Here is an 18,279-nt window from a genome sequence, read left to right on the forward strand (position 1 = left end):
GAACTCCCACCCTTCCTCCCACCTTAGCGAGTTCCATCCGTTTCCTGTGTGCACAAGTGGACAGACCAGAGAACGATGATGTGGTGAGTTTCGTTCCGGGAACCCCCCGATGCGCTGCGCGCAGGCATCGTGTCGCGGCAGTCCTGATCCAAAAACCCCAAACCAAGATGCGATCATGGTACCTGCACACTCCAATGGCACAGGCTGGCCGGCCGATGTTCTGATCGTCGAGGACGATCCGATCATCGCGATCGATTTCGAGGATCGCCTGCTCGGATTTGGTGTCGCCGCCGTGCGGACCGTGGGTTCGGTGACGCAGGCGTTGAATGCCATTGCGAAACGGAGACCCGATTTCGCGCTGCTCGATGTCGAGCTGATCCGCGAGACGAGCTTTGCGATCGCCGAGCGGCTCATTGCGCTGAAGGTTCCGTTCGTGTTCGTCACCGGCTACGGCGCCGAGGTGCGCATCCCGCCCGGATTGGCGGGCCGGCCCCGGCTGCAGAAACCGTGCTCGAGCGAGGCGCTGGAGGCGGCGCTGCAGGCACGGGACACCTGATCGCTACTTGCCGGAGCGAATGCAGAGCTCGGCGAGGTCGGTCTCGACGCCCTTGAAGAAGGTGTGCGGAAACGGCGCCGGCGATGAGGCCTTCCTGATCGCCGCACTCTGCGCAATCGCCTCTTGATCGGACAATTGCAGGAAACGTTTCAGCGCCTTCGAGCGACTCTTCCTGGCGAACGTCTCCAACCGCTCTTCCGTTGCATCGGTCGGATTGAGACGGAGCAGAGCTTCGTTGCCTGTCTGCAATGGATAGACCCCTCCAAGTTTCACGCGGGCGATCACGTTGTAGCGGTCGAAATGCTCGAAGATCAAATCCAGGATCTTCGCCTGACGTATCGGCTCTTCCATCGCGAGATAGCGCTTCACATCCGGATTGCTCTTCAGGCTTTCCAATTCGGCTGCGCCGGCAAATGGATTGTCGGAGGTCTGCCGGTCGATGAACGCCGATGCGCCATCCAGCATATGCGTGCCCCATCTGATGACGATATCGCGGCCGCGCGGTTCGAGCTGGTCGGCAGCCAACCCCTTGTCCGTCAGACATGCCGGGTCGGCGCTTGCGCGCAGTGACTTGCCGAGCTCGGCGGTCAGCGCCTTGCCGTAAGGCGAAGCGAGGGCCTCGCGCACCAGCGTCGCTCTGTCCTGAGCCTTCTCTTGGGTCTGCGCGCATGTGGGGGATGCTGCGCTCAGCAGCAGCGCGATAACGATCGTTGGGCGGCTGAACGGCACGGTATCAACTCGAACATGGCTCGGACGGCATCACGCCCTCGAAAATGCGCGGGCGCTCGCAATTGTCGTCCGGGCCGGCCGGAGGGTTCATCCGGCTTCGAATTGGCCGTCACGCACGCTTCGGATCGAGCGTGGTCGACCACAGCGCGACGTCGGCGCGATCGCGCAGGGTCACCGTCATCCGGCCGGACGCGCCGTCGATCTTGACGTGACCAAAGAACTGCATGCCCGCGGACGGCGGCAGATTCTGGCTGTCCTTGCCCGGCGCCTTGACGAAGCGCACCTCGGGACCAAAGGTATTGTCGAGCGCGTTCGGGCCGAACGTGCCCGCGTGCAGCGGGCCCGAGACGAACTCCCAGAACGGCTCGAACTCCTGAAATTGCGCCTTGTTCGGATCGTAATAATGCGCGGCGGCGTAGTGCACGTCCGCGGTCAGCCACACCGTGTTGCTGATCGGCGCCATCTTGATGAAGCGTAGGATGTCGGCGATCTCGAACTCGCGGCCACGCACCGGGCCGTCGCCCTGCGCAACGGCTTCCGAGCCGCCCTTCGGCGTGTCGGAGACGATCAGGCTGATCGGCATGTCCGATGCGATCACCTTCCATGTCGCGCGCGAATTCAGCAGGCCGCGCTTGAGCCAGGCGATCTGCTCCGGGCCGAGGAAATAGCTGGCGGGGCCATAGGCGGTTTCGAGATTGGCGCCGTTCGGTGCGCGATAGCTGCGCTCGTCGAGCACGAATACGTCGAGATGCGGGCCGTAGGAGATCTGGCGATAGACGCGGCCGGGTTCAGTGATGCTCTCCCGCATCGGGTACATCTCGTGGAAGGCCCGGCCCGCGCGGGCTGCGAGCAGTGAGATGTCGCGCACCTTGTAGGCGGCCGGCAAGTCTTTCGACAGCGACCAGTTGTTGGTGACCTCGTGGTCGTCCCACTGCACGAAGACCGGCACCTCGGCATTGAAGGCGCGGAGATTGTCGTCGGTGAGATTGTATTTGTACGCGGCGCGAAACTCGTCCAGCGTCTCGGCGACCTTGGCCTTCTCCGGGATGGTCAGATTCTTCCAGATCTTGCCGTCGGCGAGCTTCACCTCGGATTGGATGGGACCGTCGGCATAGATCGTGTCGCCCGAGTGCAGGAAGAAATCCGGCCGGTGCTTGCGCATGGTCGAGAAGGTGACCATGCCGCCGTCGTCGGAATTGATGCCCCAGCCCTGCCCTGCGACGTCGCCGCCCCAGACGAAGCTGACGTCGCGGCGGTCGGCCGGCGCGGTGCGGAAGCGGCCGGTCACCGCCTCGCCCTCGATCGCGCTGTGGGAGAGATCGCGGAAGCGGACGCGGTAGAAGATGTCCTGGCCGGCGGGTAGATTTTCGACCAGCATCTTGGCGGTGAAGTCGCTCTCGGGCAGCGCCGCAATCGGCGGCAATGCCCGGGCGTCCTTGAAGGACTCGCTCGTGGCGACCTCGACCAGCATCTGCGCGGGCCGGTCGGTTCGCGCCCACACCACGCCGCCGTCGACGGTGATGTCGCCCGCTTGCACGCCGTGGGTGACTGCCGGCCGGTCGGCCGCGCGCGAAAGATACGGCATCGCCAGCGTGCCGAGCGCACCGGCGCTGCTGGTGAGGAAGCGGCGGCGGGAGAATGTGATGGTCATGAGGCTCCGACCCCGGGGCTTGCGATGGAGTCCGTCATTCCGGGGCGCGCGTAGCGCGAACCCGGAATCCATGTCTCCCCGCGAATGCTGCGCAATGGATTCCGGGTTCGATGCTTCGCATCGCCCCGGAATGACGTTGGGAGCTATATTGAGACAATGTGACGCAGCAATAACGCGCGCGGGCGCTCACGCGTTGCCGGCGGCCCGGAACTGCGCGCTGGCACGTTGCAGGTTCGGCGGCAGGCTGAACAGCACAGCCTTGCGGTCGGCGACGGCGGCGTGGAATTGGTCGAGTGCGATGTTGAAGGCGGTGAGCGCGGCTTCCTCGATGGCTCCGTGATCGAAGCAGCGCAGCGTGTCGCGCAGGATCTCGTCGGCCTCGGTCTGCATCTGGTCGAGCTCTTCGGTCGTCTCGCACTTGCGTGCCGCGGCGATCATGTCGAGCAAGCGTTCGCGCTGGTGATTGTTGTTGTCGCGCTCGTCCTTCTTCAGATAGCCGGCGAACCAGGCGCCGACCGAGCCCATGGCCGAGAGCGCCATCAGGCTCCACCAGATGTAATCGCTGTATTTGTCGAGGAAGGTCTTCTCCTCGCCGTCGACGAAAGCGGCCGCACCCGGATGCACCGGGATCACCGCATCCTTGTCGGTGTCGGGCGTTTCGATCTTCGCCGCCAGCGGGAATTCCGTCACCAGTTGCTGGCGCACGGCGAAGAGCTGGCGCGTGAACGCTGCGATGTCGGCCTCGGACACGCCTTTGCGCGCTACGATGTGGTGCGCGAAGCTGATGGTCTTGACCTCGTCCTCGGGACGGTCGGGCGAGCCGCCGTAGGTGCCGGCGGGGATCTCGCCCGCTTCATAGACTGGATGGTTTTGCGCGATCGCATCGGCGGAATCGATGGCGAGGAAGGTTGGCGTGCCGCCCTCCCTGACCGATGCCGAGATCGCGTCCGCCGTGATCTTGCTGTTGACCGGGCCTGCTGCGAGATAGACGTCGGCCTTCTGCGCCTTGATCGCCTCGGCAACTTCATTGACGGGAAATTGCACGATCTCGACCTTGGCCGGGTCGACGCCGTATTGGTGCAGGATCACCTTGAGCAGATTGACGTTGGCCTGGGTGCGGCCGACGACGCCGATGCGGTGGCCGGCGAGTTGCGCGACCTTGGTGATCTTCGCGCCCTTCTTCTTGCCCTTGGCGGGCACGGACCACAGCACCACGACGTTCTTGCGCAGGGTCGCGACCGCCTGTGCGTTCTTCGGCACGTCGAGATCGCCACGCACGATGGCGAGATCGACCTTGCCTTCGGCGAGCGCATTGGCGCTGGCGGTTGCGCCGTCGGTCTGGATCGGGCGCAGCCGCACATAGCTCTTGTGCTGCGCGAAGCCTTGCGTCAGCGCCTGCACGACCTTGACGTCGTCGCTGTTGGCGGGGCCGACCGCGATTCTGAGCGTCACGGGACGCATCGCGAAGTAATAGCCGCCTGCGACCACGCCAACGATCGCAAGCAGGAACGCCAGAGACACGAGCGCCGTCTTCCGCGCCGCGGATCGCGGCGAAGGCGGAGGGGGCGTTTCGGCCAGGTCCAATCCCCCGGTCATCGGTCTCCCAAACAGGCGCTTCAGGCTCAGTTTCATCTTGGCCGGCGATTTACGCCCGCAATTGTAGCAAATTTCTTGTCCGGCGGGGTTACATCTCCGTCATGGTTAGCGGATGCAGGAAATCCCGTATGAACCGGGGCGCCGGGGCGGTGTTAGAGTAAAGTTCCCCCTAGAGGACGGAGACGACCATGGCAGAACGGCTCTCGGCGGAGGCGCGCAGGCAAGCGCTGGGCGGACTATCCGGCTGGACTGACGTCCAAGGCCGCGACGCCATCGGGAAGACCTTTGTCTTCAAGGATTTCAACGAGGCGTTCGGCTTCATGACCCGCGCCGCGCTGGTCGCCGAGAAGATGGATCACCACCCCGAATGGCGCAACGTCTACAAGACGGTGGAGGTGGTGCTGTCGACCCACGATGCCGGCGGCGTCACCGCGCGCGACATGGCGCTAGCCAAGGCGATGAACGCCATCGCAGGCTGACACCAAGCAGACGTCTTGAAGCAGACGTCTTGCAGGGACCGGCTGCATCCCCATCTTGTGATCAGCCGGGATCGGGCGGTCCTCCGCCTCCCGCAGAACGGGGAGCATTTGAGCATGGCTGCCGAGCACAGCGTTGGCTTCGAGCCGGCCGATCGGCTCGCGGAAGATCGCGAGAGCGTGCGCCGCCGCTTCTGGCGCAAGCTGAAGCGGGTCGCTGCGCATCTGCCGTTCGCGGAGGATCTACTTGCCGCCTATTACTGCGCGTTCGACCGGCAGACGCCGCGTCACGTCCAGGCTTCGCTGCTCGGTGCAATCGCCTATTTCGTCCTGCCGTTCGATTTCGTCGCGGACGTGATGCCCATGCTCGGCTTCGCCGATGACGCCGCCGTGCTCGCCACTGCCATCCGCATGGTTGCCGACCACATCACGAACGAGCATCGCGAGGCCGCCCGCGCCGCGCTGAAGCGTGGGGTGGAGGAGGCGGACGTCGAGGCAGCGTAACAGTTTCGCCACGCCTTCCGCTGTCATTCCCCGCGAAGGCGGGGAATCCAGTACGCCGCGGCCTCCCGGTTCAATCGCTGACGTCACGGAGTAATGGATCGCCCGCCTTCGCGGGCGATGACAGTGAGTGTGTGGTGTGCAGGTCGCGACAAACGCGTTTCCGTCTCGCATCCTCACGGATGCAAGATCACCTTGCCCATGGCCTGACGTCCCGCCAACACCTTCAACGCATCGGCCGTCTGCGCCAGCGGGAAGGTGCGGTCGACATGCGATGAGATCTTGCCTTCCGCGGTCCACTTCACCAGCTTCTCCAGATTGGCGCGGTTCTTGGCCGGGTTGAGCCGGGTCCAGGCGCCCCAGAACACGCCGCGGATGTCGCAGCCCTTCAGGAGCGCGAGGTTCAGCGGCATCTTGGGAATGTCGCCGGCGGCAAAGCCGATGACGAGGAAGCGGCCTTCCCATGCGATCGAGCGCAGCGCCTGTTCGGCGTAAGCACCACCAACGGGATCGAAGATGATGTCGACGCCCTTGCCGCCGGTGAGCTTGCGCAGGCCTTCCTTCAGATCTTCCTTGGCGTAGTTCAGCGTCAGCTCGGCGCCGTGCGCCTTGGCGAATTCGAGCTTCTCGTCCGACGAGGCGCAGGCGATGACCTTCAAGCCCATCAGCTTGCCGAGCTCGCAGGCCGCAAGGCCGGTGCCGCCGGCTGCGCCCAGCACAGCGAGCGTCTCGCCCGGCTTGGGGCTGGCGCGATCTTCCAGCGCATGCAGCGCGGTGCCGTAGATGATGATGATGCCGGCCGCGCGGTCGTAGTCGAGATTGTCGGGGATCTTCACGATCGATGCCGCCGGCAGCGCGATCTTCTCGCGTGCGCCGTTGTGGCCGCAGGAGGCGACCACGCGATCGCCGACCTTGAGATCAGTGACGCCGGGACCGATGCTCTCGATCACGCCCGCAACTTCCGCGGCCGGCGAGAACGGGAACGGCGGCTTGATCTGGTACTTGCCCTGGATCATCAGGATGTCGAAGAAATTCAGCGCCGCCGCCTTGATCGCGATCACGGCTTCGCCGGGCCCCGCCACCGGATCGGGCACCTCAGTCAGGACGAGGTCGTCGGGCTGGCAATATTGCGAGCAGAGGATGGCTTTCATGGCGGCACCTTGAGGGCGTTTCGGGTGGAATTATAGTTTGGCCGTTTCTGCCGGATTTAGGCAGTGGCGACAATCCGGATTCTTTGTCTGGGGTCAGCGACGGCCTATCCTCCGTCGTTGCGAGCGCAGCGAAGCAATCCAGAGTCCGTCCTGCGGAATAGTCTGAATTGCTTCGCGAAGCCCGTCATCGGGCCGCGCTTCGCGCGGACCCGGTGGCTCGCAATGACGAAATCCGCGGAGAAAGGATTCAAACGATGTTTGAAACAAGCCTGCTGAAGAACAAGCGCATCCTCATTACCGGGGGTGGTTCGGGTCTCGGCGCTGCGATGGGGCGTCGCTTCCTCGCGCTCGGCGCCGAGCTCGTGATCTGCGGCCGCAAGCTCGAGCGGCTCGAGGCGACGGCGCGCGAGATGCGCGACGAGACCGGCGGCACGGTCATCACCATCGCCTGCGATATCCGCGACGGTGCGGCGGTCGACGGCATGATGGATGCGATCTGGCGCGAGGCGCCGCTCGACATCCTCGTCAACAATGCCGCTGCCACCTTCATCGCACAGAGCGAGCATCTCTCCTTCCGCGCCGCGGACGCGATCCTGGCGCCGACACTGCATGGCGCGATGTATTGCACGCTCGCCGCCGGCAGGCGCTGGATCGAGGCTAACCATCGTGGCGTCGTGCTGTCGATCCTCTCGACCTCCACCATTACCGGCCGCGCCTTCACCGTTCCCTCGGCGATGGCGAAATCCGCACTGCTGGCGATGACCAGGAGTCTTGCGGTGGAATGGGGCCCGAAGGGCATCCGGACCGTGGCGATCGCGCCGGGCCCGTTTCCGACCGCAGGGGCCACCGGGCAGCTCCGTCCCGAAGGCCGCGACGAAGGCTGGACCTCGCGCAATCCGCTCGGCCGCACCGGCGAGCACGGCGAGCTCGCCGATCTCGCCAGCTTCCTGGTCTCGGATCATGCCGCCTACATCAATGGCGAGATGGTGGTGATCGACGGTGGCGCGCATCTGCGCAGTTCCGGCGCCGAGGATTTGCTCGGCTGGACCGAGGCGCAATGGGCCGCGCAACGCGCCGCCCGATCCAGGGCCTAGCCGCCGAAGATACCGCTAACTGCCTTCCCAAATTGAACTTTCCCGGCTATCCCTGCCCGGGGACAAAGCGCGCTCGGGCCATCTTCCAGTCACAATATTGAGGGAACCAACGCGGCATGTGGCGGGTGCTGATTTTAGCTTTGATGACTGGCGTGGCGGCCGGGGGAATCGCCGTGTCTGCGCGGGCGCAGACGGCGCAACCGACGCCCAAGTCCAGTCCAGCTCCAAAAGAGGCGGCACCGAAGCCGGCGGCGCCGCCGGCCAACACCAACGCAAAGGCGGCCCCGAAGCCCGAGAGCAAGCCGGCGGCCCCGGCTGCGGCCGTTGCGGGGGGCGCGGAGCCGACCCTGATCGGGCAGTTCGGCACCTGGGGTGCCTATTCGGCGACGCCGAACGGCAAGAAGGTCTGCTTCGCGCTGGCCAAGCCGTCATCGTCGAAGACCAATCCGCCGAACCGGCCGCGCGATCCCGCCTATGCCTTCGTCTCGACCCGGCCGGCCGAGAAGGTCAACAACGAAGTCTCGGTCATGATCGGCTATGCGCTGAAGCCGGGCTCGGAATCGACCGCCGAGGTCGGCGGCGCCTCCTTCGCCATGTACACGCAGGGGGACGGGCTCTGGATCAAGAACGCGGCCGAGGAGGAGCGGATGGTCGAAGCCATGCGCAAATCCGCCGATCTCGTCGTCAAAGGCGTCTCGGCCAAGGGGACCGAGACGACCGACACCTTCTCGCTGAAGGGCCTCGCCCAGGCGCTCGACAAGATCGCGCAGGATTGCCGGCGTTAAGACTGCGGGCGATAAGGTCGCAATCGGCGGTTCCGGTTGTTATATAGGGGCCGTTCCAGATTTCTTCGTCATTCCGGGGCGCGCACAGCACGAACCCGGAATCTCCGAGGTTCCGGGTCTGGTCCTCAGGGTCGCTTCGCGATCTCTTCGGACCATCCCGGAACGACCAAGCCATTAGGTCCATTCAATGCAACCGACGACCGAGCCGCACAACGGCCTCCTGGTGGAGAAGACCCCGCTCGAAACCTATGTGCCGCCGGCCAAGCCGTCGCTGATCGGCCTGTCGCGCACCGAGCTGGCCGATCGGCTCGGCGAGATCGGCGTCGCACCGGCGCAGCGCAAGATGCGGGTGCAGCAGCTGTGGCACTGGCTCTATTTCCGCGGCGCCCAGAGTTTTGACGAGATGAGCTCGATCTCGAAGGGCATCCGCGCCGAGCTCGCGCAGCATTTCACCGTGGACCGGCCGGAAGTCGTGGCCGAGCAGATCTCCAACGACGGCACTCGCAAATGGCTGTTGCGCCTGCCGAGCGGCGACAATGTTCAGAAGGCGCATGAAGTCGAATGCGTCTACATCCCCGAGACCGACCGCGGCACGCTCTGCGTTTCCTCGCAGGTCGGCTGCACGCTCAATTGCGCCTTCTGCCACACCGGCACCCAGCGCCTGGTGCGCAACCTCACCGCCGGCGAGATCGTCGGCCAGGTGATGGTCGCGCGCGACCGTCTCAACGACTGGGCCGATCGCGAGGACGGCACGCGCCGCGTCACCAACATCGTGATGATGGGCATGGGCGAGCCGCTCTACAATTTCGACGCGGTGCGCGATGCGCTTCTGATCGTCGGCGACAACGAAGGCATCGGCATCTCCCGCCGCCGCATCACGCTGTCGACCTCGGGCGTGGTGCCGAACATCGTGCGGGCCGGCGAGGAGATCGGCGTCATGCTCGCGATCTCGCTGCACGCGGTGCGCGACGAGCTGCGCAACGAGCTGGTGCCGCTCAACCGCAAATATCCGATCAAGGAGCTGCTGCAGGCCTGCCGCGACTATCCCGGCGCATCGAACGCGCGCCGCATCACCTTCGAATATGTGATGCTCAAGGGCGTCAACGATTCGCTCGACGATGCCAAGCTGCTGGTGAAGATGCTCAAGGGCATTCCGGCCAAGATCAACCTGATCCCGTTCAATCCCTGGCCCGGCACCGCCTATGAATGCTCGGACTGGGACCAGATCGAAAAGTTCTCCGAATATATCTTCAACGCCGGCTATTCCTCGCCGGTGCGCACCCCGCGCGGCCGCGACATCCTCGCCGCCTGCGGCCAGCTCAAGTCGGAGACGGAAAAGCTCTCGGCGCGCGAGCGCCAGGCGCTGCGCGCCATGGCGATGACGGATTAGTGTGTCATGCCCGTGCTCTCGCCTCCTCGTCATTGCGAGGAGCGTAGCGACGAAGCAATCCAGACCGTCTCCGCGGACGTATGTCTCGATTGCTTCGCTCCGCTCGCAATGACGACAATCGGGACTTCTTCGTCATGTCCCTGATCGGCCGCCTCGTCGTCATCTTCATCGGCTTCCTCGCCGCCTGCTTTGTCGGCGGCATGATCGTCGTCGTCGCGTTGCTGTTTCCGGAATTCGCCGATCTCGGCGCCGGTCCGGTCGACCAGGGCACGATCGACATCCTGCTCGGCTTCGGCTTCATCTTCGTGTCCGGCTTTGCGCTGGTGCCGGCGGCGGTGATCGTCGCGATCACCGAAGCGCTCTACATCCGCAGTGCGATCGCCTATGCCGTCGGCGGCGGCCTTGTCGGGCTCGCCTGCTATCTCGGCCTCGTCCCGTTCCATTCCGACACGTTGCAGTTCGAGGGCATCGTCCGGCGTCACCTGGAGATCATGACCGGCGCGGGCATCGTTGCCGGCTTCGTCTACTGGCTGATCGCCGGCCGCAACGCCGGCGTCTGGCGCGAACCGCCGTCCCCGCGGAAACCACCGCCGCCATTGCCGGCGAATTCAAGGCCGGGCCCGCGGTGAGTTTCGTACCCTCCCCTGGGGTTTCCATCTCCATCCCACTCCGCTAAACCGCGCGCCATGAACCGTACCGGACTCTTCATTGCCCTGGCGCTGTGGCTCGTGATCGGCGTCGTCTTCGGCCTCTATCCCGAGCTCGACCTCAAGCTCGCATCGCTGTTCTTCGACGCGGAGACCAAGACGTTTCCGCTCAAGCTGAACGGGTGGGCCGGCTTTGCGCGCGATGCGGCGATGTGGATCGCCTGGGCCTTCGCCCTTCCCTCGATCGTCGCGCTCGTGGTCAAGATGATCCGGCCCGACCGGCCGCTGATGGTGCCGGGGCGTACGGTCGTCTTCCTGCTGGTGACGATGACCATGTCGGCCGGTATTTTGACCAACCTGACGTTCAAGAATTATTGGGGCCGTCCGCGTCCGGTGGTGGTGACCGAGTTTGCCGGCGATCAGCAATTCGTGCCGTGGTGGGATCCGCGCGGCACTTGCGGGCGCAATTGCTCGTTCTTCTCCGGCGAAGGCGCGACGGCGTTCTGGACGCTGGCGCCGGCCGCGCTGGCGCCGCCGGCGTGGCGGCCGCTCGCCTATGCCGCCGCCGTGGTGTTCGGCGCCTTGACCAGCGCCCTGCGCATGGCCTTCGGCGGGCACTTTTTCACGGACGTGTCGATCGCCGGCCTCGTCACCTTCGTCGTGATCTGGTTCGCCTACGCGCTGATTTACCGCTGGCCGCGGACGCGGTTCTCGGACGAAGCGGTGGATGCCGCCCTGACCCGGTTGAACATGCCCGCTTACCGGCTCCGCCAGCGCCTGTTCGGCCGCAAGACCGACCCCGAGCCCTCGGTTTGAGCCATTAAAGGGGTGCCGAGCCCCGCGAAATTTGATATTCGCGCGGTCGAACGCACCCATCACATCAGCTTGAGACCCGATTGGAAGCCCCATGACCACGATCCTGAAAAGCCTGCCCAAGGGTGAGAAAGTCGGCATCGCTTTTTCGGGCGGCCTCGACACCTCTGCGGCGCTGCTCTGGATGAAGCAGAAGGGGGCGCGCTGCTACGCCTACACCGCCAATCTCGGCCAGCCGGATGAAGCCGACTACAACGAGATCCCGCGCAAGGCGATGGAGTTCGGCGCCGAGAACGCGCGCCTCGTCGATTGCCGCACGCAGCTGGTCCACGAGGGCATCGCCGCGATCCAGTCGGGCGCCTTCCATATCTCGACCGGCGGCATCACCTATTTCAACACCACGCCGCTCGGGCGCGCCGTCACCGGCACGATGCTGGTCGCAGCGATGAAGGAAGACGGTGTCAACATCTGGGGCGACGGCTCGACCTTCAAGGGCAACGACATCGAGCGCTTCTACCGCTACGGCCTGCTCACCAATCCCGGCTTGAAGATCTACAAGCCCTGGCTCGACCAGCAGTTCATCGACGAGCTCGGCGGCCGCGCCGAGATGTCGGCATTCATGACCGCGCAGGGCTTCGCCTACAAGATGAGCGCCGAGAAGGCGTATTCGACCGACAGCAATCTGCTCGGCGCCACCCATGAGGCGAAGGATCTCGAGAGCCTCGACAGCGGCATCAAGATCGTCAACCCGATCATGGGCGTGCCGTTCTGGCGTGATGACTGCAACGTCAAGGCCGAGAAGGTCGTGGTGCGCTTCGAGGAAGGACAGCCGACCGCGCTGAATGGCCAGACCTTCTCCGATCCGGTCGCGCTGTTCCTCGAGGCCAACGCGATCGGCGGCCGTCACGGCCTCGGCATGAGCGACCAGATCGAGAACCGCATCATCGAGGCCAAGAGCCGCGGCATCTATGAGGCGCCCGGCATGGCGCTGCTGCACATCGCCTATGAGCGCCTCGTCACCGGCATCCACAACGAGGACACGATCGAGCAGTACCGCGTCAGCGGCATGCGCTTGGGGCGCCTGCTCTATCAGGGCCGCTGGTTCGATTCGCAGGCGTTGATGCTCCGCGAGACCGCACAGCGCTGGGTCGCCCGCGCCGTCACCGGCGAAGTCACGCTCGAGCTGCGCCGCGGCAACGATTATTCGATCCTCAACACCGAGAGCCCCAACCTTACCTATGCGCCGGAGCGGCTGAGCATGGAGAAGGTGGAGGACGCCGCCTTCACGCCGGCCGACCGCATCGGCCAGCTCACCATGCGCAACCTCGACATCGCCGACACCCGCACCAAGCTCGGTCTCTATTCGAAGACCGGCCTGTTGTCGGGCAGCGAAGGCTCGCAGATCTTCCGGCTCGAGAGCGACAAGGGCTGAGGCTTTCCGGAGCCGGATTGCGCTTCGCTCCATCCGGGCACCGAGCTTAATGACGCTGTCATTCTCGACCGCTACGCTTCCACTGTTGGAAACGGGATTGCGGAGCATCGCACATGGTCAGGGGATCGGCACTCGCCTCTCTCATTGTTCTCTGTTGGGCATCATCATCGTCGGCGCAGACGATCTATCCGATCGATCGCGCCGAGATCCTGGCCGGAGCCAAGTTCGACTTCAAGGTCGAGCTCCCGGGGCTGGTCGATCCCGCCAAGTTGAAGGTGACGGTGAACGGCGCGGATTACGCGGCCGCGTTCGGCCGCTCCGGAACCTTCGTCGAGCGCGAGGACGGCAAGGAGCAGTCGGCCCTGGTCCTGCGCGACGTCACGCTGACCAAGCCGGGTAGCGTCGCCGTGGAGGTGAGCGACGGCACGCGCCAGCGCAGCGTCACCTGGACGGTCTACGACACCGGCCCGCGCAAGGCGAAGAACGTCATCCTGTTCATCGGCGATGGCATGTCGCCGGCGCATCGGGTCGCCGCGCGAATCCTGTCCAAGGGCATTTCGGAAGGCAAGAGCCGCGGCAAGCTCGCCATCGACGACATGCCCCATATGGCCCTGGTGGCAACCGCCGGCTCGGACTCGATCATCACGGATTCCGCGAACTCGGCGAGCGCCTATGCGACCGGGCACAAGAGCGCCGTCAATGCCCTCGGCGTCTACGCTGACCGCAGCGCAAGCCCGCTCGACGATCCCAAGGTCGAAACCATCACCAGCCTCGCCAAAAGACGGCTCGGCATGGCGATCGGTGTCGTCACCAATACCGAGATCGAAGACGCGACGCCGGCGGCGATGGTCGCGCACACCCGCCGCCGCGCCGCCTATGACGACATCGTCGAGCAGTTCTTCGCGGCAAAGCCGGATGTGATGATGGGCGGCGGCAGCGCAAATTTTCTGCCGAAGTCGGCTGCCGGCTCCAAGCGCAAGGACGAGACCGACTACATCGCGAAGTTTCGCGATGCCGGTTATCAGGTGGCGACCACCGCGGGCGAGCTCAGCGCCTCTGCCGCCAAGCAGGAGACGAGCAAGCTGCTCGGCCTGTTCGCCACCGGCAACATGGACGGCGCGCTCGACCGCAAATTCCTCAAGGGCGGCGGCGTCAAGAAATTCCCCGAGCAGCCTGATCTGACCGAGCAGGTGCAGGCGGCGTTGAAAATCCTCTCGAAGAACGAAGCCGGCTTCTTCCTAATGGTCGAATCCGGAATGATCGACAAATACGCGCATTTGCTCGACATGGAGCGCGCGGTCTACGACACGATCATGCTCGACAACGCGGTGCGTCAGACGCGCGAATGGGCGCGCGCACGCGGCGACGACACCCTCATCCTGGTGCTGGCCGATCACAATCACCCCAACAGCCTGGTCGGCACGGTGAACGACGACATGGGCACGACGCCCAACGTGCCCTTGCGCGAGCGCGTCGGGGTCTACGATCAGGCCGGATTCCCCAACTATCCCGCGCCGGATGCGGAAGGTTATCCGTCACGCATCGACGTGAGCCGCCGGCTTGCCATCTTCTCGGCGAGCCTGCCCGATCATTACGAGACGTTCCGTCCGAAGCTCGACAATCCCAACGAGCCGACCGTCAAGGCCGGCGACGACGGCACCTTCAAGGCCAACGACAAATACAAGGAGGTCCCGGGCGCGGTGCTGCGCCCCGGCAATCTGTCGTCGCTGGTCGGCGCCAGCGTGCATTCGGGCGAGGACGTCATTGTCACGGCGGCGGGCCCGGGGAGCGAGCGCGTGCACGGCTCGATGGACAATACCGAAGTGTTCCGCGTCATGGCCGAGGCGCTGGGATTGGCTGCGCGAGAATGATGGGGGCGACTGGCCAACCTGGGCCCAATCACATTCCTGCCGCTGGCGAGCGCGGCAGGACGGGCCGCCCTGGTCCGCTCACGTTCCATCAATTCACGACGAGTGAGGCGGCGTGAAGACCAGCTTCACGCAGCTGCGGAAGAGCAGGATCTGTCGCTCCAGCCGCTTCGGGTCGTTGAGCGTCTTCGACATGATGATTGCGCCGTCGACCACGCACGAGATCATCTCCGCGAGATCGTCGAGGTCGATCGGCTCGCGGGGCGGATAGACCGCGGCGATGCCGTCGAGAATCTCGCGGAAGTGCGCATTCCAGCTCCGGACCGATTGTGCAGTCAGATCGCGAACATCGCGGTCGAACAAGCGCTCCTGGTAGCAGATGCTGGCGATCAGACAGCCGGGATGGCCGTTCGGCAGATCGGCCATGACTTCAGCGAGTAGTTTCAGCGAGATCAGGAACGACTGCAGCGGGTCGTCGGAGAGCTCACGTCCGCGCCTGAAGATCTCATCGAACAGGCGGTCATTCGTATCCACGTACCGGCGCAGCATCTCCCGTGCGAGCGCGTTCTTGTCCCTGAAGTGATAGAAGAAGCCGCTCTTGGTCAGTCCGGCCTCGGCAATGACCTCCTCGATCGAGGTGGCGCCGAAGCCCTTTGCAAGCACCGCCGCTTCCGCGATCTCGAGAATGCGCTCGCGCGTCGCTTCGCCCTTTCCCATCGATGTCTCCAGAACTGTACCGACGGTGCGGAAATTGGTTCTTGGGGCCAAGGCCCACTCCGCGTGACTCGTGCAAATCATTGATTTGTCTCCGCTTGCGGGTGGAAGTTCAGCCGCACTACGGGGCTTCTAGAGCGACGCGACATTATGCGGCACCAAATGCCGCGACCGAACACGGGCCTAGCGCGACCGAGTGAAGAGAGCGGGCCCGTCCAAATGATGGAGCGATCAATGGCCAGATACAGACATGGTCTGCCGCAGCGCGGCGGCGGCATTTTCCTGACCGACGGCGGCATGGAAACAACCCTCATCTTTCAGCACGGGCTGGAGCTGCCCCACTTTGCGGCATTCGTGCTGCTCGACAGCGCGGATGGCCGCGCGCATTTGAGGCAGTACTACGAAGCCTACCTGCGTATCGCGCGGCAGCATGGGCTCGGCTTTGTCCTCGACAGTCCGACCTGGCGCGCCAACCCCGATTGGGGCGCCAAGCTCGGCTATGATGCGGCCAGGCTTAAGGCCATCAACATGCGCGCCATCCGCTTCCTCGACGAGTTGCGCGGCGTCTGGGAGTTGCCCGGCACGCCTTGCGTCATCAATGGCGCGATCGGTCCGCGAGGCGACGGCTACAAGGCCGGCAACATGGACGCGGCGGAGGCGGAAACCTACCACTCAGGCCAGATCGCGGCCTTCGCCGAGGCGGGCGCCGACATGGTGACTGCATTCACACTGAACAGCATCAACGAAGCCGTGGGCGTGGTCCGTGCAGCCAAGAGGCAGGACATTCCGGTCGCCATCTCTTTCACGGTCGAAACCGATGGCCGCCTCGTCCGGGGAGAGTCGCTGCGCGAGGCGATCGAGGCGGTCGACGACGCAACTGAACGTGCCTGCGAATACTTCCTGATCAATTGCGCGCACCCAACTCACTTCGAGAGTGCACTCGCCGCAGGCGAGGCGTGGGTTCAGCGCATCCACGGCATCAGAGCCAATGCATCGGTCAAGAGCCACGCCGAGCTCGACGAATCGGAGGCGCTGGACAGTGGTGATCCCCAAGATCTCGGCCGCCGCTACCATTTGCTCAGGCGCGCATTCCCCGGCATGCGCATTCTCGGCGGCTGTTGCGGCACTGATCACCGGCATGTTGCCGCCGTTTGCGAGGCATGCCTGCCGTCGGAAGCAATGACGGCGTGACAAGAAAAATGGCCGGGATCGCTCCCGGCCATTGTCTTCTTGCGAAGGTCTTACTGGCGCGGCGGAGGCGCCGCGTTGGCCTGGTCGCCGTTGAGCAACGGCGTGATGCGACGGACGGTGACGCGCCGGTTGATCAGGCTCGCGCCTTGCGTCTGCTCCTTCAGATACTGCTCGCCATAGCCCTGCGACGTCAGGTTCTCCGCGGGCACACTGAATTGCTGCGTCAGCAATTCAGCTGCGGCCTGCGCGCGGCGATCCGACAGCGACAGATTGTCGACCTCGTTGCCGACCGCATCGGTGTGGCCCTCGATCAGGAACACCTCCTGCGGGTTGGCCTGGAGCGCCTGGTTGATGCCGTCGGCGATCACTTGCAGCCGCGCCGCCTGATCCGGCGGAATGGTCCACGATCCGGTCTCGAAGTTGATCGTGTTGACGTCGATGCTCGGCATCTGCATGCGAACATTCGGGCTGTAGCGGATCTCGTCGAGCGAGTAGCGCCGGTCGATCCGCTGCACCGGCGGAGCCCGCATCGTTTCGTAGATCACCTGCGGCGGCGCCTCCTGGGCGTCGACGATGTAGCGATCGTAGGGAATGTTGACCACCGGCGGCGGCACGTCGACGTAGAAGCCGCCGACCGCCCGCGGATCGCGGTAGGTGTTGTCGATGATCACGATCTCGCGTCCGCGCGGGTCCCGGCGGATACGACGCAGCAGCGAGCCGTCCGGCCCGACCACGGTGATCACCTCGCTGCCGTCGGGACGGATCACGACGGTGCGGGTTTCGCCGCCGACGGTGTCGGTGCGGATGTCGCGGGCGCCATAGCGGAAGCGATAGAGATCGTTGCCGCGGACGTAAGCCTGCCCGCCCGGATCGCGGATGATGATGCGGTCCGGCTCGGTGTAGACGGTGCGGCCGCCTTCGACGACCTCGCGCCGCTGGTTATGGATATCGGCGATGGTGGCGCCGATCACGGCGCCGGCCACCACGCCCGCGCCGATCGCGAGCGGCGTCAGGTCACGCTGCTGCGGACGCGGCGGCGGCGGCAGGGGCGCGGCGACTGTCGGCGCGGCGCGGAAAGCCGGCGCGACCGTCGGCGGTCTGTATTGTGCCCGGTCGGGCGGCGGCGCTGCGGCCGGCGTGCCGGGCACCACGGTCGGAGCCGCGGCGCCGGCCGGAGGTGCCGGCGGCCGGGCGGGCGCACCAGCCTGCGGCGGCGCAGCCGGAGTCCCGGCGGCGGGCGCGCCGGCAGGAGGCGTTCCACCCTGCTGCCCCGGGGCTGGCGTCGCTGTCGGGGCCGGGGTTGCGCCGGGCGCGGGCGTTGCCGACCCCGGACGTCCGGGCGGCGGGGGTGGCGGCGTGCTGCCGGGCGCGGGCGTTGCCGTTGGAGCGGGCGTGGCGCCGGGTGCGGGTGATCCCGCCGGGGGCGGCGGCGCACCAGGACGTACGCCGGGCGGAGGTGCGCCGGGGCGACCAGCCGGCGCTGCGCCGGGCGTGCTGCCGGGAGCCGGCGTTGCGGTTGGCGCAGGTGGCGTCGTCGGTGCCGGGGTCGCCGTTGGAGCCGGCGTGACTGCCGGCGCAGGCGCGCCGGGGCGGGCCGGGGGCGCGGCTGTCGGAGCAGGCGGTGTTGCCGTGGGCGCAGGCGCGGGAGTCGGCCGAGCCGGCGGAGCCGCTGCGGGAGGGGGCGG

Annotated in this window: 17 protein-coding genes; 11 read left to right on the forward strand and 6 right to left on the reverse strand. The window is 65.5% G+C overall.

Annotated elements, in window-relative coordinates; all coding sequences use genetic code 11:
• Positions 1–175: 175 nt before the first annotated feature.
• Complete coding sequence (locus tag I6F16_RS25390; protein WP_057025841.1) at positions 176–556, forward strand: response regulator; 381 nt, start codon at positions 176–178, stop codon at positions 554–556.
• 3 nt (positions 557–559) lie between these two features.
• Here the strand turns inward: I6F16_RS25390 and I6F16_RS25395 are convergent, their stop codons facing one another.
• The 3 genes from I6F16_RS25395 to I6F16_RS25405 form a co-directional block, all read right to left on the reverse strand.
• The gene (locus tag I6F16_RS25395) at positions 560–1,285 is read right to left on the reverse strand and encodes a hypothetical protein (protein ID WP_225135605.1); all 726 of its coding nucleotides are present in this window, start codon (positions 1,283–1,285) and stop codon (positions 560–562) included.
• A 109-nt stretch (positions 1,286–1,394) separates the two neighbouring features.
• Positions 1,395–2,936, reverse strand: a complete 1,542-nt coding sequence (locus I6F16_RS25400; RefSeq protein WP_225174091.1) for an alkaline phosphatase D family protein — start codon at positions 2,934–2,936, stop codon at positions 1,395–1,397.
• 186 nt (positions 2,937–3,122) lie between these two features.
• Complete coding sequence (locus I6F16_RS25405) at positions 3,123–4,568, reverse strand: TAXI family TRAP transporter solute-binding subunit (protein WP_050991799.1); 1,446 nt, start codon at positions 4,566–4,568, stop codon at positions 3,123–3,125.
• 152 nt (positions 4,569–4,720) lie between these two features.
• Between I6F16_RS25405 and I6F16_RS25410 the strand changes: the two genes are divergently transcribed.
• Together I6F16_RS25410 and I6F16_RS25415 are read left to right on the forward strand one after the other, a co-directional pair.
• On the forward strand, positions 4,721–5,011 hold the full coding sequence (locus I6F16_RS25410; RefSeq protein ID WP_036002826.1) for a 4a-hydroxytetrahydrobiopterin dehydratase: 291 nt from the start codon (positions 4,721–4,723) through the stop codon (positions 5,009–5,011).
• Between the two features lie 114 nt (positions 5,012–5,125).
• Positions 5,126–5,512 (forward strand): YkvA family protein, encoded by a 387-nt coding sequence (locus I6F16_RS25415; RefSeq protein WP_225113193.1) that lies wholly within the window; start codon positions 5,126–5,128, stop codon positions 5,510–5,512.
• Positions 5,513–5,685: 173 nt separating this feature from the next.
• Here the strand turns inward: I6F16_RS25415 and I6F16_RS25420 are convergent, their stop codons facing one another.
• Positions 5,686–6,660, reverse strand: a complete 975-nt coding sequence (locus I6F16_RS25420; protein ID WP_225113194.1) for an NADPH:quinone oxidoreductase family protein — start codon at positions 6,658–6,660, stop codon at positions 5,686–5,688.
• Positions 6,661–6,914: 254 nt separating this feature from the next.
• Between I6F16_RS25420 and I6F16_RS25425 the strand changes: the two genes are divergently transcribed.
• The 7 genes from I6F16_RS25425 (at position 6,915) to I6F16_RS25455 (ending at position 14,692) form a co-directional block, all read left to right on the forward strand.
• Positions 6,915–7,754 carry an SDR family oxidoreductase gene (locus tag I6F16_RS25425; RefSeq protein WP_225113195.1) on the forward strand — a complete coding sequence of 280 codons (840 nt, stop codon included), beginning with the start codon at positions 6,915–6,917 and terminating at the stop codon, positions 7,752–7,754.
• A gap of 116 nt (positions 7,755–7,870) precedes the next feature.
• Positions 7,871–8,539, forward strand: coding sequence for an invasion associated locus B family protein (locus tag I6F16_RS25430; RefSeq protein WP_036002810.1), 669 nt, complete (start codon positions 7,871–7,873; stop codon positions 8,537–8,539).
• A gap of 187 nt (positions 8,540–8,726) precedes the next feature.
• Positions 8,727–9,929 carry a 23S rRNA (adenine(2503)-C(2))-methyltransferase RlmN gene (gene rlmN, locus I6F16_RS25435; protein ID WP_036002808.1) on the forward strand — a complete coding sequence of 401 codons (1,203 nt, stop codon included), beginning with the start codon at positions 8,727–8,729 and terminating at the stop codon, positions 9,927–9,929.
• Between the two features lie 134 nt (positions 9,930–10,063).
• Positions 10,064–10,558, forward strand: a complete 495-nt coding sequence (locus tag I6F16_RS25440; protein WP_036024186.1) for a hypothetical protein — start codon at positions 10,064–10,066, stop codon at positions 10,556–10,558.
• Between the two features lie 57 nt (positions 10,559–10,615).
• Entirely contained in the window at positions 10,616–11,392 is a 777-nt protein-coding gene (locus I6F16_RS25445; protein ID WP_225113196.1) for a phosphatase PAP2 family protein, read from the forward strand.
• Positions 11,393–11,483: 91 nt separating this feature from the next.
• Entirely contained in the window at positions 11,484–12,821 is a 1,338-nt protein-coding gene (gene argG, locus I6F16_RS25450) for an argininosuccinate synthase (RefSeq protein ID WP_225113197.1), read from the forward strand.
• 113 nt (positions 12,822–12,934) lie between these two features.
• Positions 12,935–14,692 (forward strand): alkaline phosphatase, encoded by a 1,758-nt coding sequence (locus I6F16_RS25455; protein ID WP_225113198.1) that lies wholly within the window; start codon positions 12,935–12,937, stop codon positions 14,690–14,692.
• A gap of 93 nt (positions 14,693–14,785) precedes the next feature.
• Here the strand turns inward: I6F16_RS25455 and I6F16_RS25460 are convergent, their stop codons facing one another.
• A complete protein-coding gene (locus I6F16_RS25460) occupies positions 14,786–15,406 on the reverse strand; it encodes a TetR/AcrR family transcriptional regulator (protein WP_074447591.1) in 621 nt (206 codons plus the stop codon).
• A 231-nt stretch (positions 15,407–15,637) separates the two neighbouring features.
• Between I6F16_RS25460 and I6F16_RS25465 the strand changes: the two genes are divergently transcribed.
• Positions 15,638–16,594, forward strand: a complete 957-nt coding sequence (locus tag I6F16_RS25465) for a homocysteine S-methyltransferase family protein (protein WP_036002790.1) — start codon at positions 15,638–15,640, stop codon at positions 16,592–16,594.
• A gap of 50 nt (positions 16,595–16,644) precedes the next feature.
• Here the strand turns inward: I6F16_RS25465 and I6F16_RS25470 are convergent.
• Positions 16,645–18,279 (reverse strand): OmpA family protein (locus tag I6F16_RS25470; protein WP_225174092.1); only part of this gene is annotated, 1,635 nt, incomplete at its 5' end.

The organism is Bradyrhizobium sp. IC4060 (assembly GCF_020193715.1).
Classification (GTDB): domain Bacteria; phylum Pseudomonadota; class Alphaproteobacteria; order Rhizobiales; family Xanthobacteraceae; genus Bradyrhizobium; species Bradyrhizobium yuanmingense.

Coding starts and splice junctions, on each gene's coding strand:
- I6F16_RS25390 (WP_057025841.1), top strand. CDS start 176: ATGGTACCTGCACACTCCAATGGCACAGGCTGGCCGGCCGATGTTCTG.
- rlmN (WP_036002808.1), top strand. CDS start 8,727: ATGCAACCGACGACCGAGCCGCACAACGGCCTCCTGGTGGAGAAGACC.
- I6F16_RS25400 (WP_225174091.1), bottom strand. CDS start 2,936: ATGACCATCACATTCTCCCGCCGCCGCTTCCTCACCAGCAGCGCCGGT.
- I6F16_RS25405 (WP_050991799.1), bottom strand. CDS start 4,568: ATGAAACTGAGCCTGAAGCGCCTGTTTGGGAGACCGATGACCGGGGGA.
- argG (WP_225113197.1), top strand. CDS start 11,484: ATGACCACGATCCTGAAAAGCCTGCCCAAGGGTGAGAAAGTCGGCATC.
- I6F16_RS25430 (WP_036002810.1), top strand. CDS start 7,871: ATGTGGCGGGTGCTGATTTTAGCTTTGATGACTGGCGTGGCGGCCGGG.
- I6F16_RS25465 (WP_036002790.1), top strand. CDS start 15,638: ATGGCCAGATACAGACATGGTCTGCCGCAGCGCGGCGGCGGCATTTTC.
- I6F16_RS25455 (WP_225113198.1), top strand. CDS start 12,935: ATGGTCAGGGGATCGGCACTCGCCTCTCTCATTGTTCTCTGTTGGGCA.
- I6F16_RS25425 (WP_225113195.1), top strand. CDS start 6,915: ATGTTTGAAACAAGCCTGCTGAAGAACAAGCGCATCCTCATTACCGGG.
- I6F16_RS25420 (WP_225113194.1), bottom strand. CDS start 6,660: ATGAAAGCCATCCTCTGCTCGCAATATTGCCAGCCCGACGACCTCGTC.
- I6F16_RS25415 (WP_225113193.1), top strand. CDS start 5,126: ATGGCTGCCGAGCACAGCGTTGGCTTCGAGCCGGCCGATCGGCTCGCG.
- I6F16_RS25445 (WP_225113196.1), top strand. CDS start 10,616: ATGAACCGTACCGGACTCTTCATTGCCCTGGCGCTGTGGCTCGTGATC.
- I6F16_RS25460 (WP_074447591.1), bottom strand. CDS start 15,406: ATGGGAAAGGGCGAAGCGACGCGCGAGCGCATTCTCGAGATCGCGGAA.
- I6F16_RS25410 (WP_036002826.1), top strand. CDS start 4,721: ATGGCAGAACGGCTCTCGGCGGAGGCGCGCAGGCAAGCGCTGGGCGGA.
- I6F16_RS25440 (WP_036024186.1), top strand. CDS start 10,064: ATGTCCCTGATCGGCCGCCTCGTCGTCATCTTCATCGGCTTCCTCGCC.